A 26657-nucleotide genomic window follows, 5' to 3' on the forward strand; every position below is an offset into this window, starting at 1 on the left:
TGGTGCTCGAAGACATCGCGGACGTTGATCTGCATCCCGGCCCGACGGCTGCGGGCCACCAGGTCGATGGAGAGGATGCTGTCCCCGCCGAGCTGGAAGAACCCGTCGTCGACGCCCACCTCCGGCAGGTGCAGTACGTCGGCGAAGATCCCGCAGAGCAGCTCCTCCTGAAGGGTGCGCGGCGCCTGCCGGGTGAGCAGTCGGCCGTAGTCCGGCACCGGCAGCGCCTGCCGGTCGAGCTTGCCGTTGCGGGTCAGCGGCAACGCCTCGACCGGGACGACGGCGGCCGGCACCAGGTAGCCGGGGAGCCGGGTCGCGAGATGCCGGCGCAGTTCGGTCGGGTCGCAGTCGATGCCCGGCGTGGGCACCACGTAACCGACGAGCTGGCGGTAGCCGGGCCGGTCCTCCCGGACCAGCACGGCGCTCTGCCGCACGGAGGGGTGCCCGGTCAGCGCCTGTTCCACCTCGCCGGGTTCGATTCGGAAGCCGCGCAGCTTCACCTGGTCGTCGGCGCGGCCGGCGAAGACCAGCTCACCGGACTCGGTCCAGCGGGCCAGGTCGCCGGTGCGGTACATCCGCTGTCCGGATGGCCCGTAGGGGCAGGCGACGAAGCGCTCGGCGGTCAGGGCGGGCCGCCGCAGGTAGCCACGGGCCAGGCCGGGTCCGGCCAGGTAAAGCTCACCGACCACACCGGGCGGCACCGGGCGGAGGCCGGCGTCGAGGACGTACGCCCGGGTGTTGGCCAACGGACGGCCGATCGGGACGGCGCCACTGTCGTCGAGTGGGCCGCTGGCGGTGGCGTTCACCGTGCACTCGGTCGGGCCGTACGCGTTGACCAGCCGGCGGCCGGTGGACCAGCGCTGCACCAGGGCACGGCTCGGCGACTCGCCGCCGACCACCAGGGTGGTGACGGTCTCCGGCAGCCGCGCCTCGGTCGGCAGCGCGGCCACCACGGCGGCGGGCAGCTTGGCATAGCTGATCCGCTCGCGGGTGATGAACTCGGTGAGCGGCAGGTCGGCGACGCGCAGCCGCTCCGGCACCATCACCAGGGTCGCCCCGCTCAGCAGCGCGGTCCACATCTCCAGCACCGACACGTCGAAGGAGAAGGAGGCGAACTGGAGGACCCGGCTCTCGGCGGTGACGCCGTGCTCGGCGGCGAGCAGGGCGAGGTTGCCGAGTCCGCCGTGCGTGCTGAGCACGGCCTTCGGCGTACCGGTGGAACCGGAGGTGTAGATGACGTAGGCGGCGTGTTCCGGCGCGGTCCGACCCGGCCGCGGGTCCTGCTCCGCTTCGCCACCCAACTCCGGCAGCACGTCCAGCACCAGCACCGGGCGCGCGTCGTCGAGGATGAAGTCGATCCGCTCGGTCGGCAGTTCCGGGTCGACCGGCAGGTACGCGGCACCGGCCTTCTGCACACCCAGGATCGCGGTCACCACGTCGACCGACCGGGGCATCCGGAGCGCGACCAGGTCCTCCGGGCCGACGCCCTGCCGGATCAGCCAGTGCGCGAGGCGGTTGGCCCGCACGTTGAGTTCGGCGTAGCTGAGTCGCTCGCCGTCGTGCTCCAGCGCGGTCCGTCGGGGATGCCGGCGTGCCTGCTCGGCGAACCGCTCCGGTGCGGTGGCGGCCGGAACCGGCCGGTCGGTGGCGTTCCACCGCCGCAGTACCCGGTCCTCCTCGACGGCGGTGAGCAGCGGCACCTCGCTCAGCCGGCGGTCGGGATCGCCGACGACGTACTCCAGCATCCGGACGTAGCGAGCGGCCAGCGCCCGCACGGTCGCCTCGTCGAAGATGTCGCGGTTGAAGGTGAGCCGCCCGGTCAGCCCGGCGGGTGCGCCGTCCGCGCCGCTCTGTTCGAGCAGCGAGAAGGAGAGGTCGAACTTGCCGGCCCCGACCGGGATCCGTTCGTGGCGCACGGTGAGGCCGGGCAGGTCGGCGAGCGCCTCCAGCGCGGCCTGGTGCTGGGCGCCGTCGAGGTTGAGCATCACCTGGAAGAGGGGATGCCGCGCCAACGACCGCTCCGGATTCACCAGTTCCACCAACCGCTCGAACGGCACGTCCTGGTTCGCGAACGCCGCCAGGTCCACCTCCCGAACCCGGCCCAGCAACTCGGCGAAGGACGGATCGCCGGAGACGTCACACCGCAACACCAGCGAGTTGACGAAGAAGCCGACCAGCCCTTCCAGGCCGGCGTCCGAGCGTCCGGCCACCGGCGTACCCAACGGCACATCCGGCCCGGCGCCCAACCGCGACAGCAGACCGGCCAGACCCGCCTGCAACACCATGAACAAGGAGGCCCGGGACCCGCGCGCCAACCCCACCAGGCCGCCGTGCAGACCCGCACCGATCACGAACCCGACCTCGCCACCGCGCTGCGACCCCACCGCCGGCCGCACCCGGTCCAGCGGCAGCGCCAGCTCCACCGGCAGGCCCGCCAACCGGTCCCGCCAGAAACCCAGCTGCCGGCTCAACCCGGAATCCAGATCGTCCTCCGTGCCAAGCAACTCCCGCTGCCAGAGCACGTAGTCCGGGTAGGAGACCGGCAGCACCGACCAGCCCGGCACGCCACCGGAACAACGCGCCGCGTACGCCCGGGTCAGATCGGTCGCCAGCAACGGCATCGACCACCCGTCGGCGGCCACGTGGTGCACCACCAGCACCAGAACGAACTCCCGGTCACCGGTCAGCAGCAACCACACCCGCAACGGCGGCTGGCGCAGCAGGTCGAACTCGTGCCGGGCGACCGCGGCGAGGGTCTGCGGCAGTGCCTCGGGATCGATTCGCAGTGTTTCCAGGCGGGGCACCGCGACGGCGGCCGGGACGATGACATGGTGCGGACCCGCCGCGTCCTCCGCGATCACCGTACGCAGTGGTTCGTGCCGTTCGGCCACGTCCCGCAGGGCGGCCAGCAGGGCTTCCTGGTCGAGGTCGCCGGTCAGCCGCAGCGCCGTGGCGATGTTGTCGTTCCCGTTCGGCCCGTGCAGGTGGTGGACGAACCAGAGCCGCTGCTGTGCGTAGGAGAGCGGCAGCCGGGCCGGTCGGCTGGCGACCCGCTCGACCGGCGGGCGTGCCGCCTCGGCCTGTCCGAGTGCCTCGCCCAGCCCGGCAACGGTCGGCGACTCGAAGATCTGCCGGATGGAGAGTTCCGCGTCAAGCGTGCTGCGTATCCGGCTGACCAGCCGGTTGGCCAGCAGCGAGTGGCCGCCGAGGGCGAAGAAGTTGTCGTCGATGCCGACCGACGCGACCCCCAGCACGTCGGCGAAGAGCTCACAGAGGATCTCCTCCCGCGGGCTACGCGGCGGCCGTCCCGCCGGGCCGGTCTGGTACTCGGGGTCCGGCAGCGCCGCTTGGTCGAGCTTGCCGTGGGCGGTGCGGGGCAGTACCGGCAACAGCACCACGGCCGTCGGCACCATGTGCCCGGGCAGGTGCCGGCCGACGAATTCGCGCAGAGCGGCCGGATCCGGCGTCGCCCCGGTCGGCACGACGTAGCCGACCAGGCGCCGGTCACCGGACGGATCGGCCCGAACCACCACCACGGCCTGCGCCACCTGCGGATGCGCTTCCAGCGTCGTCTCGATCTCACCAAGCTCGATTCGGAAGCCCCGGATCTTCACCTGGGTGTCGGCGCGGCCCAGGTACTCCAGGTTGCCGTCGGCGGTCCACCGGCCCAGGTCGCCGGAGCGGTAGAGCCGAGCGCCCGCCGGACCGTACGGGTCGGCGACGAAGCGGACGGCGGAGAGTTGCGGGCGGTTCAGGTAGCCCCGGGCGACACCGGCCCCACCCACGTAGATCTCGCCGCCGACACCCGGCGGCACCGGCCGGAGCCGGTCATCCAGCACCCGGACCGTGAGGTCGGCGATCGGCCGGCCGACCAGGCTGCGGGTCCGCGCGCCGTCGGCGACCCGGCGGTCGACGGTCAACTCCGTGACGTGCACCGTGGTCTCGGTGATGCCGTACATGTTGACCAGCTCGGGACGGTCCGGATGCCGGTCCAGCCACGGCCGCAGCCGGGCCAGGTCCAACGCTTCGCCGCCGAAGATCACGTAACGCAGCGCGAGCCCGCCGTCCGGCCCGTCGGCGGGATGTTCGGCATCGGCCCGCATCAGCTCGGCGAAGGCCGCCGGGGTCTGGTTCAGCACCGTCACCCGCTCGCGGGCGAGCAGCCGTCGGAACGCGGCCGGATCGCGGCTGTCCGCGTGTGACACCACGACCAGCCGGCCGCCGTACCGCAGGGCACCCCACAGCTCCCAGACGGAGAAGTCGAACGCGTACGAGTGGAACAGCGTCCAGACATCCTCCTCGGTGAAGCCGAACCGCCGGTCCGTCATCACGAACAGCCGATCGACGTTGGCGTGCGTCACCACCACGCCCTTGGGTCGCCCGGTCGAGCCGGAGGTGTAGATGACGTAGGCCGGGTGCTCCGGCCGCAGTGGCCGGAGCCGGTCGCCGTCCTCGACCGGGGTGTCCGGGAAGTCCCCGAGGTCCGTCTCGTCCAGCACCACGACCGGGGCACCGGTCGCCGGCAGCAGTGCCGCCGTGCCGGCGGTGGCGAGTACCAGCACCGGCCGGGCGTCCCCGACGATCAGCCGAATCCGTTCGGCCGGGTAGTCCGGGTCGACCGGCACGTACACACCGCCCGCCTTGAGCACGGCGAGCAGCGCGACCACCAGGTCGACGGAGCGGGGCAGCGCCAGCACGACCAGCGACTCCGGGCCGACGCCGTACCCGATCAGCAGCCGGGCCAGCCGGTTCGCCCGCCGCTCCAACTCGGCGTAGCGCAGCCGCTCGGCACCGCTGAGCACCGCCACCGCGTCCGGGACCCGCCGGGCCTGCGCCTCGAACGCCTCGACCAGGGTCCGGACCGCCGGTGCCCGGCCGGCCGGGTCACCCCAGCGCAGCACCTGGTCCCGGCTCGGGCCGAGCAGGTCCAGCTCGGCGACGGTGGCCGTCGGGTCGTCGGCGACGGCCTGCAGCACCTGGGTCAGGCAGGCCACCAGCTGGCCCGCCATCGACCGGTCGTAGAGGTCGGTGCTGAACAGCAGTGCGCCCTGGAGACCGGCCGGCGCACCGGTCGGATCCCGCCGCTCGCGTACCCCGAAGAGCAGGTCGAACTTGGCGGCTCCGGTCCCCACGTCCCGGGGACGCACGGTCAGGCCCATCAGCCGGCCGACTTGTTCCGCGGCGATGTCCTGGTCGGAGTTGTCGAAGGCCAGGGCCACCTGGAAGAGCGGATGCCGGCCCATCGAGCGCTCCGGACTGAGCACCTCGACCAGCCGTTCGAACGGCAGATCCTGATGGCCGTACGCGGCCAGGTCGACCTCCCGGACCCGGGACAGCAGTTCGGTGAAGGTCGGATTCCCGGAGAGGTCGTTGCGGAGCACGAGCGTGTTGACGAAGAACCCGACGAGATCCTCGGCGGCGTCGTCGACCCGGCCGGCGATCGGGGAGCCGATCGGGACGTCCGGGCCGGCGCCCAGCCGGTGCAGCACGGCGGCGAGCGCCGCCTGCACCACCATGAAGAGCGTGGCGTGGTGGGTCCGGGCCAGCTCACGCAGCCCCTGGTGCAGCTCGGCCGGCAGGGTGAAGGAGATCCGCTCCCCCCGATACGAGGAGATCGCCGGCCGGGGCCGGTCCGCCGGCAGGTCGAGCTGTTCGGGCAGCCCGGCCAGGGCGGTACGCCAGTAGTCGAGCTGGGCGCGGGCCGGCGAACCGGCCTCCCGCTCGTCGCCGAGGACGTCGTGCTGCCAGAGGGTGTAGTCGGCGTACTGCACCGGCAGTGGCGGCTGCTCCGGTGCCCTGCCCGCACGCCGGGCGGCGTACGCGGTGGCCAGGTCGCGGGCAAGCAGCGGGACGGACCAGCCATCCGCCGCGATGTGATGCATCAGGATCAGCAGGGTGTGCCGGTTCGGCGCGACCTGGAACAGCCGGGCGGTGAGCGGGATCTCGGTGGCCAGGTCGAAGCGGTGTCGGGTCGCCTCGGCGAGCTGATCGGGCAGCGCCTCGTCGGTGGTGACCTCCAGGGCGAGCTGTGGCCGCACCTCGTCCGGGTCCAGAACGCGCTGGTACGGGCCGTCGCCGTCCTCGGGGAAGACGGTACGCAGCGACTCGTGCCGGGCCACCACATCGGCGAGGGCGGCCTCCAGTGCCACCCGGCTCACCGGCCCGGCCAGGTCCAGGGCCAGCGGCATGTTGTACGGGCTGGTGTTCTCCTCCAGCCGGTGCAGGAACCACAGGCGACGCTGGGCGAAGGAGAGTGGCATCCGGTCCGGCCGGGACACGCGCGCGAGGCGCGGCCGGACGCCGCCGCCCGGTGCGGTCAGCACACCCGCCAGGCCGGCCGGGGTGGGTGTCCGGAAGAGCTGCCGGATGGTGATCTCGGCCTGGAACATGGCCCGGACGCGGGAGGCGAGGCTGGTTCCGAGCAGCGAGTGCCCGCCGAGTTCGAAGAAGTTCTCTTCCGGCCCCACGCCGGGCACGCCGAGTACCTCTGCGAAGAGGCCACAAAGGATCTCCTCCTGCGGGCTGGTCGCCGCTCGACCGTCACCGATCCGCTCCTGCGGCGCCGGCAGCGCCCGCCGGTCGACCTTGCCGCTGAAGTTCGTCGGCATCGCCTCCAGCGACACGTACGCCGCCGGCAGCATGTGCTCGGGCAGGATCCGGGAGAGGTGTGCGCGCAGCTCCGCCGGCTCCGGTGCCGGCGCCCGGGTGACCAGGTACGCGACCAGCCGGGGATCACCGGGCCGGTCCTCACGGAGCAGCACCGCCGCCTGCCGCACCGCCTGGTGGCTGGCAAGCGCCGCTTCGATCTCGCCGAGTTCGATCCGGAAGCCACGCAGCTTGACCTGGTCGTCGGCGCGGCCGAGGAACTCCAGGTCGCCGCTGCGGTGCCGGCGTACCCGGTCGCCGGTGCGGTAGAGCCGGGAGCCGGCGGGGCCGAACGGGTCGGCCACGAAGCGTTGCGCGGTCAGGCCGGGCTGGCCGAGATAGCCGCGAGCCAGTCCGGCACCGGCGACGTACAGCCCACCGGGAACGCCGACGGGCACCGGGCGGAGCCGGTCGTCGAGCACGTACGCCCGGGTGTTCACCGACGGCAGCCCGATCGGCACCACCCCGGTGACCTCGGGGGTGCAGCGCCAGCTGGTGGCGTCCACCGTGGTCTCGCTCGGTCCGTACGCGTTGAACATCACCCGCCCGGCGGCCCAGGTCCGGACCAGGTCCGGGGTGGAGGCCTCGCCGGCGACCACGATGGTCAACCCGACCGGCACGTCGGCCGGGGACATCGCGGCCAACGCGGCCGGTGGCAGGGTGGCGTGGGTGATCGCCCGTCGGGTCAGATAGCGGGCGAGCGGCTCACCCGGCGCGCGCTCGTCCACGTCCGGCACCACCAGGGTCGCGCCGGTGAACAGCGCCATGCAGATCTCCGAGACGGAGGCGTCGAAGCCGACCGAGGCGAACTGGAGCACCCGGCTGTGCCGGTCGACGCCGAAGGCCGGTACCTGGGTTCCGACCAGGCTGGCCAGGCCGACGTGACTCACCAGCACTCCCTTGGGGCGGCCGGTCGACCCGGAGGTGTAGATCACGTACGCCGGATGCTCGGGCCGGAGCACCGCGCGCCGGTCCCGGTCGGTCAGGTCCGCGCCGGCCGTCGCCGACGGCGGGTCGCCCTCCCCGTCGACCAGCAGCACGGCGGTGTCGGTGTCGGGCAGCCGCGCCGCGGTGGCCCGATCGGTGAGCAGCGCCACCGGGGCGGCGTCGGCCAGCACCATCCGGATCCGTTCGGCCGGGTAGTCGGGCTCGATCGGTAGGTAGGCGCCACCGGCCTTGACGATCGCCAGCAGGCCGGCGACCAGGTCGACCGAGCGGGGCAGCGCCAGCGCCACCACCGTCTCCGGCGCGGCACCAGCCCGGACCAGCCGTCGGGCCAGCCGGTTGGCCCGGTCGTTGAGTTCGGCGTAGCTGAGCGTGGTGTCGCCGGACTCGACGGCCGGCCGGTCCGGGGTACGCCGCACCTGCCGCTCGAACATCGCCGGCCAGGTCTCCGCCGGCAGGTCGACGTCGGTGTCGTTCCAGCCGCGCAGCACCCGCTCGCGTTCGGCCTCGTCGCAGACGTCTATCGCGTCGAGGCGCAGGGACGGGTCGGCGACCACCTGACGCAGTACCCGCTCCAGCCGGTCTACCAGGGCCAGCGCCGTCTCCGGGTCGAAGAGGTCGGCGGCGTACCGGACCCCGCCGGTGATGCCGGCCGGGCGCCCGTCCGGACTGAACTGTTCACCGAGGTCGATGGAGAGGTCGAACTCGGCGCCGCCGGTGTCGGTGTCGAGCAGTTCGACGTCGAGGCCGGTCAGCTCGCCGACCGCGCGCAGCCCGTCGTGCCGGAAGGTGTTCTGGTAGCTGAGCATGACCTGGAACAGCGGGTGCCGGGCAAGCGACCGTTGCGGGCGCAACACGTCAACCAGCCGCTCGAACGGGATGTCCTGGTGCGCGTACGCCTGAAGGTCGGTATCCCGGACCCGCTCCAGCAGTTCCCGGAAGGTCGGGTCGCCGGAGGTGTCGGTACGCAGCACCACGGTGTTGACGAAGACTCCGACCAGGTCCTCGAGGGTGTCGTCGACCCGACCGGCGACCGGTGAGCCGATCGGGATGTCGGTGCCGGCGCCCATCCGGGTCAGCAGGGTGGCCAGGGCCGCCTGGAGGACCATGAAGACGCTGGTCCGGGTTGCCCTGGCCAGCCTGTCGACCCCTTCGTGCACGTCCGCGGGGAGGCCGACCTCCAGGCGGCGTCCCGTCCGGGACGCCACCGGCGGCCGGGGCCGGTCACCCGGTAGGGCCAGTTCCTCCGGTACGTCGGCCAGCACGGTCCGCCAGTACGCCAACTGCCGGGCCATCGGGCTGTCCGGGTCGTCCTCGGTGCCGAGCACCTGGCGCTGCCAGAGCGTGTAGTCGGCGTACTGCACCGGCAGCGGGCGCCAGCCCGGGGCGGTGCCGGCACGGCGGGCCGCATAGGCCGACGCGAGGTCACCGACCAGCCGTTCCATCGACCAGCCGTCTCCGGCGACGTGGTGCACGAGGAGCAGCAGCACGTGCCGGTCCGGCGCCAGTCGGAAGAGAGTGGCCCGCAGCGGGAGGTCGGTGGAGAGCTCGTACCGGTACCGCACCGCCTGCCCGAGCTGCTCGGTCAGCTCGGCCTCGGTCACCTCCCGGACGGTCAGCGGGGCGATGTCGTCCCCCGGTGCCCGGACCACCTGCCGAAGGCTGCCGGCCTCGCCGACCAACACGGTACGCAGCGCCTCGTGCCGGTCGGTCACGTCCCGCAGTGCCCGGCGCAGGGCGGCGGAGTCGAGGTCGCCGGTCAGCCGCAGTGCGGCCGGAATGTTGTAGGTGGCATTGGTTTCGTCGATCCGGTCCAGGAACCACCACCGGTGTTGGGCGAACGACGCGGGCATCGGGTCCGGCCGGTGCACCGGCGCGCACCGGGGCAGCGCCGTACCGCCCCGGGCCAGCAGCGCGGCGACCTCGGCCACCGTCGGGGTGTCGAAGATCTGCCGGATGGAGAGGTCAACGCCGAAGGTGGCCCGGATCCGCCCGGCCAGTCGGGTGGCCAGCAGCGAGTGCCCGCCGAGGGCGAAGAAGTCGTCGTGCACGCCGACCCGGTCCAGCCCGAGGGCCTCGCCGAAGAGGTTGGCGAGGATCTCCTCGGTCGCCGTACGCGGCTCACGGTCGGACTGCGTGGGGCCGTAGCTCGGGGCCGGCAGCCGCCGCCGGTCGACCTTGCCGTGCGCGGTCAGCGGGATCTCGTCGAGCACGACGACGGCCGCCGGGACCATGTAGTCGGGCAGGGTCCGGGCCAGCGCGTCCCGCAGCGCGGCCGGGTCCGGCCGCGCCCCGTCAGCCGGGGTGACGTAGCCGACCAGCCGGGGATCGCCCGGTTGGTCCTCCCGGAGCAGCACCGCGGCGGTGGCCACCTCGAGCTCGCCGGTGAGCGCGGCGGCGACCTCGCCCGGCTCGATCCGGTGCCCGCGCACCTTCACCTGCTCGTCCGCCCGACCGGCGAACTCCAGCACCCCGTCGGCGGTCCACCGGGCCAGGTCACCGGTCCGGTACATCCGGGCGCCGGGCGGCCCGTACGGGTCGGCGACGAAGCGTTCCGCGGTGAGCCCCGGCCGGTGCCGGTAGCCACGGGCCAGCACCGTGCCGGCGACGTACAACTCGCCCGCGACGCCCTGGGGCAGCGGGTTGAGGCCGGCGTCCAGGACGTATGCCCGGACGCCGGCGAACGGGCGGCCGATCGGCACCGGCCCGGCGCCGATCGGGTGCCCCGGTCCGATCCGGAAGTCGAGACAGTTCACGGTCGCCTCGGTCGGCCCGTAGGCGTTCACCACCAGCACGTCCGGGTGCCGTTCCCGCCAGCCGCGCAGCGCGTGCCCGTGCAGGGCCTCGCCGCCGAGTACCAGGCATCCGGTCGGCGACGCCTCGTCCGGCAGCGCGTCCAGCAGTTCGAGGTGACTCGGGGTGAACTTGGCGAAGGTGGTCGGCCCGGCCGCCCGTACCCCCTCCTCGGTGAGTTCCGCGAGGTGTACGCAACCGCCGCTGACCAGCGGGGTGAAGAGCGCGGTGACGGTCAGGTCGAAGGAGACCGGCGAGTGCAGCAGGGCACGTCCGGCCGCGGCCGGGTACGCCTCCCGGGACCGGTGCAAATACCGGGCCAGCGAGCGATGTTCCACCACCACGCCCTTGGGCCGGCCGGTCGAGCCGGAGGTGTAGATCAGGTAGGCCGGGTGGCCGGGATGCAGCGGTACCCGACGCTCGGTGTCGGTCACCGGGCCGGCCGGGGTGACGTCGAGCAGTGCGCGTACCCCGGGATCGTCGAGGACGACGGCCGGGACGGCGCCGAGCCGGGAGGTGTGCGCCGTGGTGGTGACGGCCAGCACCGGGCGGGCATCGTCGCACATCAGACCGATCCGGTCGGGCGGCAACGCGGGGTCGATCGGCAGGTACGCGGCACCCGACCTGAGCACGGCGAGCAGCGCCACCACCAGGTCGACGCAGCGGGGCAGCGCCACCGCCACGTATGTCTCGGCGGCGGCGCCCGCGCCGATCAGGTGCCGAGCCAGCCGGTCGGCCCTGGCGTCCAGTTCGGCGTAGCTGAGCGCGCCGTGCTCGTCGGCCACGGCGACGGCGTCCGGGGTGGCCCGGGCCTGCGCGGCGAACAGCTCGGGCAGGGTGGTCGCCGGAACGTCGGTGGTCGGCCCGGTGCCGGCGGCCAACAGGGCGGCGCGGTCGGCCGGCGGGGTGACGGCGCTGCGCCCGACCGGGCGACCCGGGCCGGCGAGGAGTCCGTCGAGCAGGGTGAGGAAGCCGTCCCGGTGCCGCCGGAGCAACTCGGGTGGGTAGAGGGCCGGGTTCGCGTCGACGTCGAGCCGGATGCCGCTGCCCGCGTCCGGGGTGCCGTAGGCGTGCAGGGAGAGGTCCTTGACCCGGCCGGTGGAGAGCTGGCGGGCGACCGTCAGGTGCTCCCCGAACCGGAGGCTCTGGTCGAAGGTGACCAGGTTGATCACCGGTCCGGTGAGGGCCGCGTCTCCAGAGCGCCCGAGCGCAGCGTGCAGTTCCTCGGCCCGGTACCGCTGGTGCCGAACCGCCCGGCGCAGCGCGGCGGCGGTGTCCCGGACCAGGTGGTCGAAGGGTGCCCGGACGGGACCGGCCAGTCGCAGCGGTACCTCGTTGGAGACCATCGCCGGGGTGCCGAGCGCGGCGGCGCCGGCGCGGGCGGCCACCGGCAGGCCGAGCACCACGTCGTCGGTGGCGGTGATCCGCTGCACGTAGCCGGCGAAGGCGGCGGTGACGACCGTGCTCCAGCCGGTGCCGGTGGCCCGGGCCGTGTCGCGAAGCCGGCGGAGCCGCTCGGGGTCGAGCCACACGGTTTCGCGCAGGTCGCTGTGCCTGGGCGGGGCGGCGGCCGGGGTGAGCCGGGTCGGGTCCCCGACGTCGCCCAGGGTCGCCAGCCAGTAGGCGCGGTCGCGGTCGTACCGGTCCGAGGCACGGTATGCGGCGTCCTCGGCGAGTACCTCGGTCAGCGGGCCGAACCGGGTGGCGGCCGGTTCGGCGCCGGCCAGCAGTGCGGTGTAGACCTCCGCCACCCGGCGCAGGTACAGCGTCTGCCCCCAGCCGTCCAGCAGGATGTGGTGATAGCGGAGGTAGAAGACGCTGCGGGTCGGGGCCACGGTCAGCAGGGCGTGCCGGTACAGCTCGCCGCCGGCCAGTTCGGTCGGAGTGGCGAGGTCGGTCCGCATCCAGTCCTCGGCCGCGCCGTCGGGGTCGGTGCTGTGACGCAGGTCGACGATCCGCAGCGGTGCGGCCGGCGCCGCCGGAAACTCCTGCCAGGGTTCGTCGTCCTCGGCCTGGAACCGGGCCCGCAGCGCCGGCGTCTCGGCCAGGGCCCGTCCGACGGCCCGGCCGAGCAGTTCCGGATCGAGCTGGCCGGGCAGGTCGACGCAGACGCCACAGTGGTACAGGGGTTCGCCGGGCTGGAGCTGCTGCGCTACCCAGACGCCGCGCTGGGCGGCGGAGAGAGCCTGCCGGGTGGTAGGGCGGTCGACCATGGTCACGGTGCACTCTCCTGATGTCGCGGTGTGCGGCCCGGAGGCCGGGCCGCACGGGTGCGGGCGCTGCACGTGGCCGGCAACGGCGCCGTCCGGCCGAGGGCTCTCAACCGGCGGCCGGGCCGACCTGGTACATCCCGGCGAGGAAGGCGACCAGGTCGTCGACCGTGGGGTACTCCCAGAGCAGGTCGGAGTCGAGTTCCCGGTGCAGCAGGTCCTCGACCTCGGCGACCAGGGCCACCGCGGAGACCGAGTCGAGTCCGTGGTCGGCCAGCGGCCGCTCGGCGGACACCTGGTGCGGCGGTACGTCGAGCAGAGCGGCGGCGCGGGCCAGGATCCACGCCCGGAGCTCGTCGACGGTGATCGGGAGCCCGGCCCGGGGGTCGGCGGCCATCACACCAGCTCCGCACGCCGAGCCGCAGTGCCGGTGCCGGTACGCACCGGCACCAGGTCGCGCCACCGGGCGTCCACCTCGACGTGCTCGGCGACCAGCTCACCGGAGCGGACCAGATGGCGCATGGCGGTCCGCTCGATCTTGCCGCTGGTGGTACGCCGGACGCCGCCCCGACGCAGCAGGATCACCGCGCAGGCGCCGACACCGAACTCGCGGGCGATCGTGTGCCGCAGCTCGCCGGCCAACCGGGCGAGGCCAGCCCGGTCGCGGGGGTCAGCCACCTCGTGCACCACGACCAGCAGGTCGTCGCCGGTGCTCGCCGGTTCGGCGAGGGTGAACACCGCACCCACGTTGCCGAGGTCGGGGTGCCGGACGCGCAGCTCGTGCTCGATGTCCTGCGGATACAGGTTTCGACCGCGCATGATGATCATCTCCTTGATCCGCCCGGTGACGTACAGCTCGCCGTCGTGCACGGCGCCCAGATCGCCGGTACGCAGGAATCCCTCGTCGCCGTCCGCGATGACCGCGCCGAAGACCTCGGCTGTCGCCTGCGGCCGGCGCCAGTACCCCGCCGTGACGCTCACCCCGCGCAGCCAGATCTCGCCGACCCGGCCCGGCTCCAGCACCTGCCCGGTCCGGGGGTCGACGATCCGCACGTCGTACCCCGGGGCCGGGCCGTTGCTGGGCAGTTCCCGGACGCCGACGTCGCCGGTGGCCGGCTGGAACCGGTGGCTGTCGAGCTGTGTGGCGTCCACCCGGGCGACGCCGAGCGGCCGGGGCGGTGAGCCCGAGACGAAAACGGTCGCCTCGGCCAGGCCGTAGCAGGGGCAACAGGCGTCGGCGGAGAACCCGGCCGGCGCGAACCGGCGGGCGAAGGAGCGCATCGTGGCGACCCGGACCGGCTCGGAGCCGTTGACGGCGTACCGCCAGCGGTGCAGGTCGAGCCCGGACAACTGCCGATCGGTGATCCGGTCGACGCAGTAGTCGTAGGCGAAGTTCGGCGCCGGTGACCAGCCGATGTCGTACTTGTCGATCATCGTGAGCCAGGCCAGCGGGCGCTTGAGGAAGGTGACGGGTTCCATCAGCACACAGGTGCTGCCGGCGAAGAGCGCCGGCAGGGTCTGCGCCATCAGCCCCATGTCGTGGTAGTGCGGTGCCCAGCCACCAAACCGCAGGTCCGACGGCACCCGCAGCGTCTCCAGCAGGGTGGCGGCGTTGGCCAGCAGGTTGCCGTGGCTCACCATGACGCCCTTGGGGTCGCCGGTGGACCCCGAGGTGTACTGCAACAGGGCGAGCGTGCCGGCGTGCACCGGCGGCGGTTCCCAGTCGTCCGACCCGGCGCCGACGTCGCCGTCGGTGGCGAGGATCTCCAGCCCGGCCAGCGGGCCGGTCGCGACGAACTCCCGTACGGTGGCCAGGTGCGCGGCCTCGGTGAGCACGGCCGCGACCTCGGCGTCGGCGGCGATGCCGCCTACCCGGCGCTGCTCGTGTTGGTAACGCCCCGGCAGCGGGGCGGGCACCGCGACCATTCCGGCGTACAGGCAGCCGAGGAAGCCCACCACGAACCGGACCGGCGAGTACAGCAGCAGCACCCGAGAGCCGACCGGACAGTGCCGGCGCAGCCAGACCGCCACCGCGCGGGCCTGCTCGTCCAGTTCGACGTAGCTCAGCCGCTCGTCGCGGCCTTCGCCGGGATCCTCGACCCAGATCAGCGCGTCCGACGACGGCCGGCGAGCCGCCCATCGGCGCACTGCCGAGATCGCCTCCGGCAGCTCGCGGATCCCCGTCGGGCCACCGTCGCCGTCCACTGTCATCTGTGCTCTCCCCCGCGGTGGCCGGACCGGATCGATTGGCCGCGTGTACGCATTGACGCGCGCGAAACGCATCCGGAAGACAATGCCATTCCTAGACGTTCGGCAGCGCCACCGTAACGAGCGGCGATGGAAGGGTCAAGCAATCTTTGAGTAGCCGAAAAGACAACCGCCAGAGCGCCCGACGATGATTGGGATGGACGGCGACAATATCGTCCTGGGTCTTTCACCGCACACTGAAACAGGATGACCTCGACTTCCCCCACTGCTAGCGTGTGGGAGGCCACGAGCTGGGTCTTTGTCTTGCATGGATGAAGTTTCCCGGTCACCCCAGCACCGAAACAGCTATTTCGGACGAGACTTAATAACCGCCGTCACAGGTCCTTTTTCCGAAAGGATGATCACGAGCCGTCGTACGACGGAAAGCGGACCGAGAACCTTATCCGCCGTCGACGGGAGCCGATGCCGTTGCCGCGCCGGCGGCGCCCGATTAACGGCGCCGACCGCCGCATCGACGATCGGCGTCAGCGAATATCGACAACCCGTCGCGCACTTCCGCCCGGACCGCCCGCCCATCCGGCCGGTCGCGGGGCGGCCCCCGCCGTACGGACTCCGGAGGTTCACCGCATGCCCCAGCACCTGACCGGCCGTCCACTCGGACGGGAGACCAGGTCATGAAGATCATCCCGACCGAGCTGCCGGACATGTACCGGCTCCAACCGGAGCACCTCGAGGACCGGCGGGGCAGCTTCTTCGAGGCGTGGCGCTCGGACGAGCTGGCCGAGGCGGTCGGCCGGCGGTTCGAGGTACGGCAGGTGAACTTCTCCGTCTCCCGGCGCAACACCCTGCGGGGCATCCACGGCACCCTGACCCCGCCCGGCCAGGCGAAGCTGGTGACCTGCGTCCGGGGCGCCGTCCTGGACGTCGTGGTGGACATGCGGATCGGTTCACCGACGTACGGCCGGTACGAGACCACGATGCAGGACGCCGACTCGGGCCTCGCGGTCTACCTGGCCGAGGGCCTGGGGCACGCCTTCCTGGCCCTCACCGACGACGTCTGCATGAACTACCTCTGCTCCACCGAATACGTGCCCGGGACCATGGTGGACGTGCAGGCACTCGACCCCGAGATCGGCATCCCGTGGAACCTGACCGCGCCGCCGGTGCGATCGGACAAGGACGCCGCCGCACCTACGCTGGCCGAGGCGGCGGACGCCGGGCTGCTGCCCAGCTACGCGGAGTGCCGCGCGCTGGCCGGTCCCGGGCGTTCCGCCGCCGGGCAGGGCTGATCCGATGCTCATCGACACGCCTGATCTGGACGCGGCCGCGCGCGACGACCTGTTCGGGACGTCGGCGGCGCACCTCGGCCGCCCGGTCCTGTCGATGCCTGAGTTCGACGCCTGGCTGGCCGAGCGTGGCCGGACCCAGCAGCACCGGATCACCCGGATACCGCTGGCCGAGATGGCCGGCTGGCAGAGTGAACCGGAGACCGGCAACCTCGTGCACGAGAGCGGGCGGTTCTTCTCCATCGAGGGGCTGGACGTCTGGACCGACCGGGCCTGGGCAGGGCACTGGCGGCAACCCATCATCGTGCAGCCCGAGGTCGGCGTACTCGGCATCCTGGTACGCCGGATCAACGGCGTACCGCACCTGCTGATGCAGGCGAAGATGGAGCCGGGCAACGTCAACGGGATCCAACTCTCACCGACCGTGCAGGCCACCTGGAGCAACTACACCGGGGTACACGGCGGGCGCGAGGTGCCGTACCTGAGCCACTTCCTCAACCCGGGCGCCGGGCGCACCGTCGTCGACGTGTTGCAGTCTGAACAGACCGCCTGGTACCTGCACAAGCGAAACCGCAACATGATCGTTGAGGCGACCGAGCCGGTGGAGGCGCGGGACGGCTTCTGTTGGCTGACCCTGGGGCAGGTACGGCAGCTCCTCCGCCGCGACTACCTGGTCAACATGGACGCCCGGACGGTACTGGCCTGCGTTCCGCCGCCCGGCCCGGCCGATCCGGCCCCGACCGCCGACCCGTTCCAGGCCCTGCTGCGCGACTCGCTCTGCGGGCGCGGCCGGCCGTTGACCCCGACACCGGAGCTGCTGAGCTGGCTTACCGACATCCGGGCACGGCGCCGTCTGGTGCAACGCCGGGTGTCGCTGCACTCGGTGCGGCAGCACGGCTGGCGGTGGCGTCCCGACGAGATCGCGCACACCGAGGGCAAGTACTTCCGGGTGGTCGGCGTACATGTCCAGGCCGGCGACCGGGAGGTGCGCTCGTGGAGCCAGCCGCTGATCGCACCGGTCGAGCCCGGCGTGGTGGCGCTTATCGTCAAGCCGGTCGACGGCGTACTGCACGCGCTCGTGCAGGCCCGGATCGACGCCGGTGCGGTAAACGTGGCCGAGCTGGCGCCGACGGTGAACTGCCAACCGGGCAACTACGTCGGAGTACCGGCACCGTTCCGCCCGCCCTTCCTGGATCACGTGCTGGCGGCCGATCCCCACCGGATCCGGTACGACGTGATGCTCTCGGAGGAGGGTGGGCGCTTCTACCACGCACACAACCGGTACATGGTCCTGGAAGCCGACCCGGACTTCGCCACCGCACCCGGGCGCTACCACCGGTGGATGACCCTGCACCAGTTGTCCGGCCTGCTGCGGCACTACAACTACCTGAACGTGGAGCTGCGCAGCGTACTGGCCGGGGTGCACACCCTGAACGGATCGGCGGGGTACTGATGGCCGCCACGGGCTCCCCGCTGCGCTTCGGAATCATGGGATGCGCCGACATCGCGCTCCGCCGGATGCTGCCCGCGCTGGCGGCCGAGGAGTCGGCCGTGGTCACCGCGATCGCCAGCCGGGACCAGGGCAAGGCCGAAACGGTCACCAAGCGGTTCGGGGGCAGTCCGGTGCAGGGGTACGACCGGCTTCTCGACCGGGACGACGTGGACGCGGTGTACCTGCCGCTGCCGGCCGCCCTGCACGCCGAGTGGATCGCCCGAGCGCTGCACGCCGGAAAGCACGTACTCGCCGAGAAGCCGCTCACCACCGACCTGAACCGGACACGGGAGCTGTTCGAGCTGGCCCGGCACCGGGGCCTGGTGCTCTACGAGAACTTCATGTTCCTGCGGCACTCCCAGCACGCCGCAGTGGCCCGCATGGTCGCCGACGGGGTGATCGGGGAGCTGCGCGGTTTCGTCAGCACCTTCACCATCCCACTCAAGCCGGCCGGGGACATCCGCTACCAGCCGGAGGTCGGCGGCGGGGCACTCGACGACATCGGCGTCTACCCGGTCCGGGCCGCCCTGCACTACCTGCCCGGAGAGGTGGCGGTCACCGGTGCCGTGCTCCGGGTCGACCCGGTGGGCGGGGCGGTGCTCTCCGGCGGCGTGCTGCTGCACACCGCCGAGGGTGTGCCGGCTCAGTTGCAGTTCGGGATGGAGCACTCGTACCGGAGCTGTTACGAACTCGTCGGCAGCACCGGCCGGCTGCTGCTGGACCGCGCCTTCACCCCACCGTCCAGCCTGGCGCCGGTGGTCCGGATCGACCGACAGGACCGCCGAGAGGAGATCACCTTGCCCGCCGACGACCAGTTCCGCAACGTCGTCGTCCTGTTCACCGGCGCGGTGGCGAGCGGCGACCTGCTGCCCGAGATCTCGGCCGGGTCGTTGCGGCAGGCCCAGACCGTGGCGCGGATCAAGGAGTACGCGGTGCGCCGCCCCGCGGTCGACGAAGGAGTGGTGAAGTGAAGGGCATCGTCCTGGCCGGTGGAACCGGCACCCGGCTGCACCCGATCACCATTCCGGTGTCGAAACAGCTCCTGCCGGTCGGCGACAAACCAATGATCTACTATCCGATCTCGGTGCTGATGGCCGCGGGCGTCCAGGACATCCTGGTGATCACCCGCCCCGTCGACCAGCCGCTGTTCCGTACCCTGCTCGGCGACGGCGCGCACCTGGGGCTGCACATCTCCTACGCCGAGCAGCCGCAGCCACGGGGCATCGCCGAGGCGCTGGTGCTCGGTGCCGACCACATCGGTCAGGACTCCTGCGCGCTGATCCTCGGCGACAACATCTTCCACGGCACGGCGTTCTCCCGACTGCTCCAGCGGGAGGTCAGCCAGGTGGACGGCTGCACGCTCTTCGGCTACCGGGTGCAGGATCCGGAGCGGTACGGCGTCGGGGTGACCGACGCCGACGGCCGGCTGGTGGCGATCGAGGAGAAGCCGGACCGCCCCCGGTCGAATCGGGCGATCACCGGGCTCTACCTGTACGACAACGAGGTGGTGGACATCGCCAAGAACATCCGGCCCTCGGCTCGGGGCGAGCTGGAGATCTCGGAGGTGAACGCCGCGTACCTGCGCCAGGGGCGGGCGAAGCTGATCGACCTCGGCCGAGGGTTCGCCTGGCTCGACACCGGCACCTTCGAGTCGCTACTCCAGGCTGGTCAGTACGTACGCACGCTTGAGGAACGGCAGGGGGTACGGATCGCCTGCCTGGAGGAGCTGGCCCTGCGGATGGGTTTCATCGACGCCGACGCCTGCCACGCGCTGGGCGCCGCAATGCCCAACTCGGACTACGGCCGGTACGTGATGAGCGTCGCCCGCGAGCTGGCCGGCGACGCCGGAGACCTGTCCGCGAGCTAGCCGCCGCAGACCCGACGCTGGACCGGAAGGGCGCGGCACTGTCGGCGAACACGCTGCCACGGGGTGACATTGCAGTGGAATTTCGTATCCTTGGGCCCGTCGAACTACGACGGGACGGGCACGAGGTGCCGTTGAACGGCACTAAGCAGAAGACCCTGCTGGCCGCCCTCCTGCTGGCCAAGGGGCACGTGCTGACCGACCACCAGCTCAGCAGGGTGCTCTGGGGCGACGACATCCCGGACACCCAGCAGGCCCAGATCTACACGGCCGCGTCGCGCCTGCGGCGCCAGTTCGATCGCACTGCCGAAATCACCCGGCGGGGTTTCGGGTACCTGCTGGAGATCGGCTCGGCCAGCTTCGACTACCAGGACTTCCTCCGGCTGTCCCAGGCTGGTCGGGTCGCGCTGGCCGAGCACCGCCACGAGCGGGCCGCCGAACTCCTCGACGCCGCCCTGGCGCTCTGGCAGGGCCCCACGTTGACCGGTGTGACGAAGGTGCTCGCGGATGCCGCGTGCCCCCGCCTCGACGAGGAGCGCATCGACGCGCTGGAGAACCGGATCGAGGCCGAACTGGCGCTCGGCCGGCACGCCCGGCTCATCTCGGAACTCATCGGCCTGGTCAGCGCGTACCCGATGCGGGAGCGGATCCGGGCACAGCTGATGACCGCGCTGTACCGGTCGGACCGGCAGGCCCAGGCGTTCGCGACGTACCAGGAGGGTCGCCGGCTGCTCGCCGACGAGTACGGGACGGACCCGGGGCCGACGCTACGCAACGCGTACCAGGCGATACTGACCGGCGACCTGCCACGGCATCCACCGGCACCGAACAACGTGCCGGTGGCGACCACACCCGGCGCGGCGGCACCGGACGGCGGCGCGACGCCCATAGCCACCCCGGTGCCCGCCCGCGCCGGCGCGATCCCGGCCGGCGCACACCCCACGGCAGACAATCCGCTGCGACCGGTCGTGCCACGCCGGCCCGCCCGGCGACCCGGCCGGAACAGCCAAAACCGCCAGGGCCAGCCAAGGGCGCCGGGCTGCCCGTCGCGCGCCGGACGGCCGCCGGGCCGGATCACCCCACAGGAACCGGTACGCGGCCAGACCGGCGCGGCACACCCGACGTCGGCCCGCCCAGCCGAAACCGCAGACCCCTCCGGAACTGCCGGCGCTGTCGGAGCTGCCGACCCTGCCTGGGATGCCGGTCGAGTTGTCGGCACCCCAACAACACCCGCCGACGCCGGTGGGATCGGAACCGGTCGGACGGCCTGGCTCGGGCTCGGCCGGCAGGTCGCCATGGTGTCGTCCGCTTCAGCCCAACGACTAGGACACCGGCGAGCGCCGCCGGCTGCCCGGCCACCCGAGAGCCTCCGCCGGGACGGCCACGAGGCCCGGCGCGGCGACGGGGCACCGGTACATCGTCCGGCAGGACGGCCTCGGCGGCCTACCTCGACCTGGCGAACCCAGGTCAGGTCCGCCGTGCCGGCTGGAGCCGCCGGCCGGGGCAGACGATCGGGCGCGGTCGGCGTCCCGGCCCCTGGTTCGCCCCGAGCACCGACCCGGCCGCCCGCACCGAACCGAACCGGGGTGAGCGCGGCCCGGTCCCCGGCAGGACACCAGCGCGTGCCGATCCCCGCAGGGCGGGGACCGCACGCGCCGGTGTGGTCATGCGACCGCCGCCGCTGGCAACTCCGCGTCGTCCCGAACCGGCCAGCCCGCCGGGTCGGCCCCGAGCCCGACCAGCTCCGCGACCTGCAACGTCGACCACGGTGAGATCGATTCCGGCCGGGCCAACGCGTCGGCCGCGTACTCCTGCCACGGGTACCACCGGGCCGAGTCCACCTCCGCCGGGTTGATGGCCAGCACCTCGGCGGCGTCGGCGTACGCCCGATAGACCGGGCAGAGTTCGTTCTCCACCATTCCGTCGGCCATCACCGCCCGATACCGGAACCGGGGCAGTACGAGGTCAAGCCGCTGTACCGTCACCCCCAGTTCCTCGCGTAGCCGCCGTACGACGGCGTCCCGCATGGGCTCCCCCGGTCCCGGATGACCGCAGCAGGTGTTCGTCCGCACCCCCGGCCAGGTCTTCTTGGTCAGCGCCCGCCAGGTCACCAGCAGCCGCTCCGAGGCGTCGAACACGTAGCACGAGAACGCCAGATGCAACGGCGTGTCGGCATGGTGCACGTCCCGCTTGAGCATCTGGCCGGCGGCCGAGCCGTCCGGGGCACAGAGGACAACGGACTCGGTGGACTCCTGGTCTGCTACGGGTAGGGTCTGCACGCTCACTCCTCGGGCCGAGCCAGGGCGAGGGCTCCGGACCGGCCGCCCCGTACGGGCTGGCTGCCGTAGACCTCTGTGGACAGGTACACGGTCACACCGGGACGGGGGATCCCCATCCGCAGGGAGAGGTGGGAGATGAGGCCCCGCCCCTGTTCGAGCGGCCGCCGGGCGACCGCGGCGATGGCGTCGTCGCAGCTCGTCGGGTCGTACCCGAAGTGCCGCAGCACCCCGAGGGCGCGGTCGCGGGCCTCCCGGTCGTCGGCCACGTAGTCGCGCACCGGCACATACAGCGAGTATCCGCTCGGCCGGTCCCGGCGGCGGGACAGGAAGGAGTAACTGGACATCAACGGCCGACGCCGGTGCTGGTCGGCGGGGTCCCCGGCGAGCCGGCAGAACTCCCGTACCTCGTCCAGGTCGAGTCCCGGCACCGCCTTGGCCGCCCGGACGACGTCGTCGGCGCCGGCCATCCGGTGCGTGAGGTAGACCTTGACCCGAGCGTCCGGCCCGTCGTTGAGATCGAGGGCGAAGTAGGCGCAGTTGTCCAGCCCCGGTCCGCGGGTCAGGCCGGCCTCCTCAAGCACCCGGAAGCCCCCGCCGAAGCCGAGGCGCTGCAGTGCCTCACGGACCAGTTCGGTGCTGTGGGCCGGGCCGGCCGCCGCCGGGTTGAGGTACGCCTTCACCTCCGGCGTGGTGTCCCGTAGCACGATCGAGTACCACAGCGCGAAGAGCCCGGTGGCGTCCTGGGGAAAGAAGAGGTCGCCCAGGGAGCGCAGCCGGTCCGTTGCGAGTCCACGATGCCCGGGGAGCCGGTCCAGGCGGCTCAGCGCGTACCGTGCGTTCGCCCGGTGGGACGGACGGGCCGCGACGGGTTCGAGAAGGATGCGGACCGTCGGTGGCCGGTTCGGCTCGAACGCCACCGACCACTCCACCGGTGAGTGGTCGTCGGCGACGTCCGAGGGCCAGGCCGGCGAGGCAGTCACCCGGCACCCGACGTTGTCGCCGAGGAACGTTTCGAGCAGTCGTATCCCGGAGTCGTACTGGGCGCTGGCACCGACCGCCCGCAACAGGTCCGCGAGTTGGTCGCGCAACAGTGCGCCGAGGGTCAGGTCGGGTGCGTGTGGTGATCCCGGAAAGTGAGAGGTCACGTGATGATCCCCATTCTGTCTTAACGCCGAAGCGCGACAGCCTGTCGCCAGGCCGATCGCTTCACGACACAGGGCTCATCATGTCGGGGGCATCGATATCTGACCTATAAACGAGAAATCATCGCCAGATACCGACGCCGATAGGAATCCAATTGGTGCGTCGCTCGCCGCGAAACGTCTTACCCACCCGGACGACGCGGTGCCCACCCCGGCGCCGCCGCGACCACGACGGAACCACGGTCCAGTCGGGGGCCACCCCCCGGGCGGTGGCCCCCGCTGCTCCCCGAGCTCGCACGGGGGACCGAGCGTCGGGAAGCTGCTGCGGGACGGGTGGGTCCCGGGCTCTCGATCCGCTTGGCTCGCTCACCCGAAACTCTCCCAACCGGAGCCTGCCGGCGCGTCCGACCACGGTCGGAAATCCATCTCGGACCTGTGACGTACGCGCGGCGACGCCGTCCGGTATAGCGTCGTGGGGTGCCTTCCGAGATATCCGGGAGCTTCGCCTGGCCCAACGGATCGCGAACGCGCGCCGTCGTCGACATCGCGGTCAGCGTCCTGCTGGCTTACATTGCCGCCGCCGCCCCGCTCGATCCGCCCGGCCGGGCGTTCGGCGGGCCGGCCTGGGTCGCCTGGCTGGTCGGGGCCGCGGTCGGGCTGCCGCTGGCGGTACGACGCCGCCGTCCGCTGCCGGTGCTCTGCTGGGTGGCGGCGGTGGCAGCAACGGCGACCGCGTTCGGTGTCGCCGGTGCCGGGGTGATCTGGGTGACGTACGCCTCCGTCGCGCTCGCGCTGTACACCGTGGCCACCGCGCACGGGCCGGTGGTGTCGACGCTGTCGCTGGCCGGGAGCCTGGTCGCCGCGCTCGTGACGATCCCCTGGTTCTACGACCTGTACGAAGCGTCGTCCGCCGAGAATGCGGCAAGTGAGGTGCCGCTCTGGTGGCCGGTCGACCTGGGGATGGTGGCGGTGATCCTCGGTGCGGCCTGGGTCGCCGGCCGGTTGGCTCGGTGGCGGCGGATGGTGCGGGCGGATTTCGTCCGTCGGATGGCCCGGGACGCGGTGGACGAGGAGCGGCTGCGGATCGCCCGGGAACTGCACGACATCATCGGGCACAGCATGAGCCTGATCGCAGTGAAGGCGACCGTGGCCAACCACATCGCCACGGAGCGCCCCGAGGAGGCGCGTGCCGCGCTGGGCACCATCGAGCACACCAGCCGGGCGGCGCTCACCGAGATCCGCCGGCTGCTCGGGGTGCTGCGCTCGGACTCCGGCCCGGTCGCCGAACTGAGCCCGGCGCCGGGCACCGCCGACCTGCCCGACCTGGCCGATCGGCTGCGTTCGGCGGGGCTGCGGGTGCAGTTGGACGTGCACAGTCCGGACGAGCTACCCAAGGCGGTCGACCTGACGGTCTACCGGATCGTGCAGGAGGCGCTTACCAATGTGATAAAGCACGCGCAGGCCACGCACGTCCGGGTGAGTGTGCGCGCCGGGGACGACGGGGTGCGGATCGAGGTGGTCGACGACGGCCGGGCGCACCGGTCCACCGGCCGGCGTGCCGGCGGCGGGCAGGGCCTGATCGGCATGCGGGAACGTGTGAGCATGTACGGCGGAACTCTCTCCGCCGGACCGCTTCCCCGGGGAGGCTTCCGGCTGGCCGCCGAGATCCCGTACGACGCCACGGAGGAGAGCGCATGACCGATGCCCCGTCCGCCCCTACCTCGCCATCCGGATCGGAAATCGGCGTGCTCATCGCCGACGACCACGCGCTGCTGCGGGACAGCTTCCGGGCGTTGCTGGACGTCACGCCGGGATTCGTGACGGTGGGCGGGGTCGGCACCGGCGCCGAGGCGGTCCGGATGACCCGGCAGCATCGGCCGGACGTAGTGCTGATGGACATCCGGATGCCCGAGTTGGACGGCATCGAGGCGACCCGACAGATCTGTGCCGCCCCGGAGACCGCGTCGGTGCGGGTACTCATCCTGACCACCTTCGACCTGGACGAGTACGTGTACACGGCGTTGCAGGCCGGGGCGAGCGGGTTCCTGGTCAAGGACACCACCGCCGCCGACCTGCTGGCCGGCATCAAGGTGGTCGCCTCCGGCGAGGCGCTGCTGTCGCCACGGATCACTCGACGGCTGATCGCCACGTTCACCCGGCAGGCCCAGCCGACGCCCGGGTCGAGGGAGAACCTGGAGGTGGTCACCCAACGGGAGCGCGAGGTGCTGACCCTTGTCGCACGCGGCATGTCCAACACGGAGATCGCCGAAACTCTGCACGTCGCGTTGGGCACGGTGAAGACGCACATCGGACGGCTGCTCGGCAAGTTGGACGCGAGGGACAGGGCCCAGTTGGTGATCGCCGCGTACGAGGCGGGACTCGTGCGGCCGGGGCATCGGTGACGCCGGTCAGGCCGACCGCAACGCCTGCTCGCCGGGGGCACAGGCGAGCAGGAGTTCCTCCCGGGCCGGCGGATCAAGCCGCTGCGCGGCCCCGGTGCGGGAGCTGTTGATCAGACCACCGGCTCGGCTCAGCCACCGCTGGTCGGCGGCTACGCCGAGGAAGCTGGCCAGGGTGGCGAGCTGGGCGGTGGGGTCGGCGACCACCTGCTCTTAGCGCAGGTCGAGCCGGTCCGCCGGATCCATCTCGGACAGCACCCGCACACCGTGCTCGATCATCGAGGACCAGAACTCGCCGAAGTCGCGCAGCGGCAGGTCGGCACCCATGATGAACTCGGAGCTGAAGTCCCGCCGGAAGAACCGCTGGTAGTCCTCGGGAAGCCGGGTGAGGTAGTTCTTGATCAGACCCGGCACCGGTACCCCGACGATCCGGGCCGCGGCCCGGGGCAGCATGATCATGCGGAACCCGACGTGCCGGCTCATCGAGAGCGCACAGTCGGCACCGTCGCGGAAGATGTGCACGAAGCGGGCCTCGGGAAACATCGCCCGCAAACGGTGTACGTAGAGCAGCGAGGTGCCGGAGCGTTCGACGGTGATCCGGCGGCCGAAGCGGCGGGCGAGCCAGTCGAACAGGTCGCGGTAGTGTCCCACCACCGGCCGGCGCGGCCAGCTCGGCAGCTCGGCGGCGAGTTCGTCGTAGAGCCCGTCCGGATCGTCGGTGAGCCCCGGCAGCGTCATGTTGCAGATGGCCGGTACACCGGGGTGCTGGCCGAACCGCCCGGTGTCGTACGGGTACTCCTGCTCAGGGGTGCGCAGTCCATTGCGGATCATGGCGTCGATCGCCGGATCCGGCGCGCTGAGCATCTGCCAGAAACTTTGCCCGTCGATCGCCCCGTCCGGGAAGGCGCGGTTCCGCAGCGAGGCGAAGAACTCGCTCAGGCTCAGGATATCGGGGTGGGTGTGCAATGCCTTGCTCAGAATCGTCGAGCCGCACCGACCGGTGCCTACGACGAAGGTCAAGGACATCATTGCCTCCTCGGGACGCAGGGTACGTATTCAGCTTGATGTGAGCCGGTGGCCGGTCGTCCAGTTTGGTTGATTGGCTGGCATGATCGTGGTGTGTCGTCCGTCCCGCAGGTCCCGCCCTCGTACGAGGATCTGTTGGCGATGCTGGTTGAGCTGCGGGATCGGGTGGATCGACTGGAAGCCGAGAACGCGGAACTTCGGCGTCGGCTGGGGTTGAACTCGTCGAACTCGTCCAAACCGCCGTCGTCCGATGGGCTGGCGAGGCCGCTCCCGCAGTCGGGCAAGAGCAAGAGCAGCGGTAGGCGGCGGGGTAAACAGCCGGGTGCGCCGGGATCGACTCTGGAGTTGGTGGCCGACCCGGATCAGGT

The 26657-nt window shown here is 72.1% G+C and carries 15 protein-coding genes (1 of these 15 only partly in view); 8 read left to right on the forward strand and 7 right to left on the reverse strand.

Annotation, left to right across the window (positions count from 1 at the left end; genetic code table 11):
- The 3 genes from AC2CHE_RS16970 to AC2CHE_RS16980 form a co-directional block, all read right to left on the reverse strand.
- Positions 1 to 12596, reverse strand: the 5' portion of a protein-coding gene (locus AC2CHE_RS16970; protein ID WP_484505870.1) for an amino acid adenylation domain-containing protein. Its footprint begins 1561 nt before the window's first position; the window shows 12596 of its 14157 coding nt (coding positions 1-12596); its start codon is at positions 12594 to 12596; its stop codon lies beyond the left edge, outside the window.
- A 106-nt stretch (positions 12597 to 12702) separates the two neighbouring features.
- Complete coding sequence (locus AC2CHE_RS16975; protein ID WP_484505856.1) at positions 12703 to 12990, reverse strand: acyl carrier protein; 288 nt, start codon at positions 12988 to 12990, stop codon at positions 12703 to 12705.
- Positions 12990 to 14804: a fatty acyl-AMP ligase gene (locus AC2CHE_RS16980; RefSeq protein WP_484505857.1), complete on the reverse strand. Its 1815-nt coding sequence runs from the start codon at positions 14802 to 14804 to the stop codon at positions 12990 to 12992. The genes AC2CHE_RS16975 and AC2CHE_RS16980 overlap by 1 nt, the downstream gene beginning before the upstream one ends.
- A 671-nt stretch (positions 14805 to 15475) precedes the next feature.
- On the opposite strand from AC2CHE_RS16980, the gene AC2CHE_RS16985 reads away from it, so the two are divergent.
- The 5 genes from AC2CHE_RS16985 (at position 15476) to AC2CHE_RS17005 (ending at position 21215) form a co-directional block, all read left to right on the forward strand.
- Positions 15476 to 16090: a dTDP-4-dehydrorhamnose 3,5-epimerase family protein gene (locus AC2CHE_RS16985; protein ID WP_484505858.1), complete on the forward strand. Its 615-nt coding sequence runs from the start codon at positions 15476 to 15478 to the stop codon at positions 16088 to 16090.
- Between the two features lie 4 nt (positions 16091 to 16094).
- Entirely contained in the window at positions 16095 to 17540 is a 1446-nt protein-coding gene (locus AC2CHE_RS16990) for an NDP-hexose 2,3-dehydratase family protein (protein ID WP_484505859.1), read from the forward strand.
- Complete coding sequence (locus tag AC2CHE_RS16995; RefSeq protein WP_484505860.1) at positions 17540 to 18550, forward strand: Gfo/Idh/MocA family protein; 1011 nt, start codon at positions 17540 to 17542, stop codon at positions 18548 to 18550. Before AC2CHE_RS16990 ends, AC2CHE_RS16995 begins: the two co-directional genes overlap by 1 nt.
- Complete coding sequence (rfbA, locus tag AC2CHE_RS17000) at positions 18547 to 19446, forward strand: glucose-1-phosphate thymidylyltransferase RfbA (protein WP_484505861.1); 900 nt, start codon at positions 18547 to 18549, stop codon at positions 19444 to 19446. Before AC2CHE_RS16995 ends, rfbA begins: the two co-directional genes overlap by 4 nt.
- Before the next feature lie 131 nt (positions 19447 to 19577).
- Positions 19578 to 21215 (forward strand): BTAD domain-containing putative transcriptional regulator, encoded by a 1638-nt coding sequence (locus AC2CHE_RS17005; RefSeq protein ID WP_484505862.1) that lies wholly within the window; start codon positions 19578 to 19580, stop codon positions 21213 to 21215.
- Here AC2CHE_RS17005 and idi read toward each other — a convergent pair.
- Together idi and AC2CHE_RS17015 are read right to left on the reverse strand one after the other, a co-directional pair.
- Complete coding sequence (idi, locus tag AC2CHE_RS17010; protein ID WP_484505863.1) at positions 21108 to 21722, reverse strand: isopentenyl-diphosphate Delta-isomerase; 615 nt, start codon at positions 21720 to 21722, stop codon at positions 21108 to 21110. The genes AC2CHE_RS17005 and idi overlap by 108 nt on opposite strands.
- Before the next feature lie 2 nt (positions 21723 to 21724).
- A complete protein-coding gene (locus AC2CHE_RS17015; RefSeq protein ID WP_484505864.1) occupies positions 21725 to 22867 on the reverse strand; it encodes a tryptophan dimethylallyltransferase family protein in 1143 nt (380 codons plus the stop codon).
- 474 nt (positions 22868 to 23341) lie between these two features.
- Between AC2CHE_RS17015 and AC2CHE_RS17020 the strand changes: the two genes are divergently transcribed.
- Positions 23342 to 24562, forward strand: coding sequence for a sensor histidine kinase (locus tag AC2CHE_RS17020; RefSeq protein ID WP_484505865.1), 1221 nt, complete (start codon positions 23342 to 23344; stop codon positions 24560 to 24562).
- Positions 24559 to 25266 carry a response regulator gene (locus AC2CHE_RS17025; protein ID WP_484505866.1) on the forward strand — a complete coding sequence of 236 codons (708 nt, stop codon included), beginning with the start codon at positions 24559 to 24561 and terminating at the stop codon, positions 25264 to 25266. Before AC2CHE_RS17020 ends, AC2CHE_RS17025 begins: the two co-directional genes overlap by 4 nt.
- Positions 25267 to 25272: 6 nt before the next feature.
- Here AC2CHE_RS17025 and AC2CHE_RS17030 read toward each other — a convergent pair whose 3' ends face one another.
- Together AC2CHE_RS17030 and AC2CHE_RS17035 are read right to left on the reverse strand one after the other, a co-directional pair.
- Complete coding sequence (locus tag AC2CHE_RS17030) at positions 25273 to 25470, reverse strand: hypothetical protein (protein ID WP_484505867.1); 198 nt, start codon at positions 25468 to 25470, stop codon at positions 25273 to 25275.
- A 6-nt stretch (positions 25471 to 25476) separates the two neighbouring features.
- Positions 25477 to 26289, reverse strand: a complete 813-nt coding sequence (locus AC2CHE_RS17035) for a sulfotransferase (protein ID WP_484505868.1) — start codon at positions 26287 to 26289, stop codon at positions 25477 to 25479.
- A gap of 93 nt (positions 26290 to 26382) precedes the next feature.
- Here AC2CHE_RS17035 and AC2CHE_RS17040 point away from each other — a divergent pair.
- Positions 26383 to 26657 (forward strand): DUF6444 domain-containing protein (locus AC2CHE_RS17040; protein ID WP_484505869.1); only part of this gene is annotated, 275 nt, incomplete at its 3' end.

Source organism: Micromonospora sp. ATLC16 (assembly GCF_057196645.1).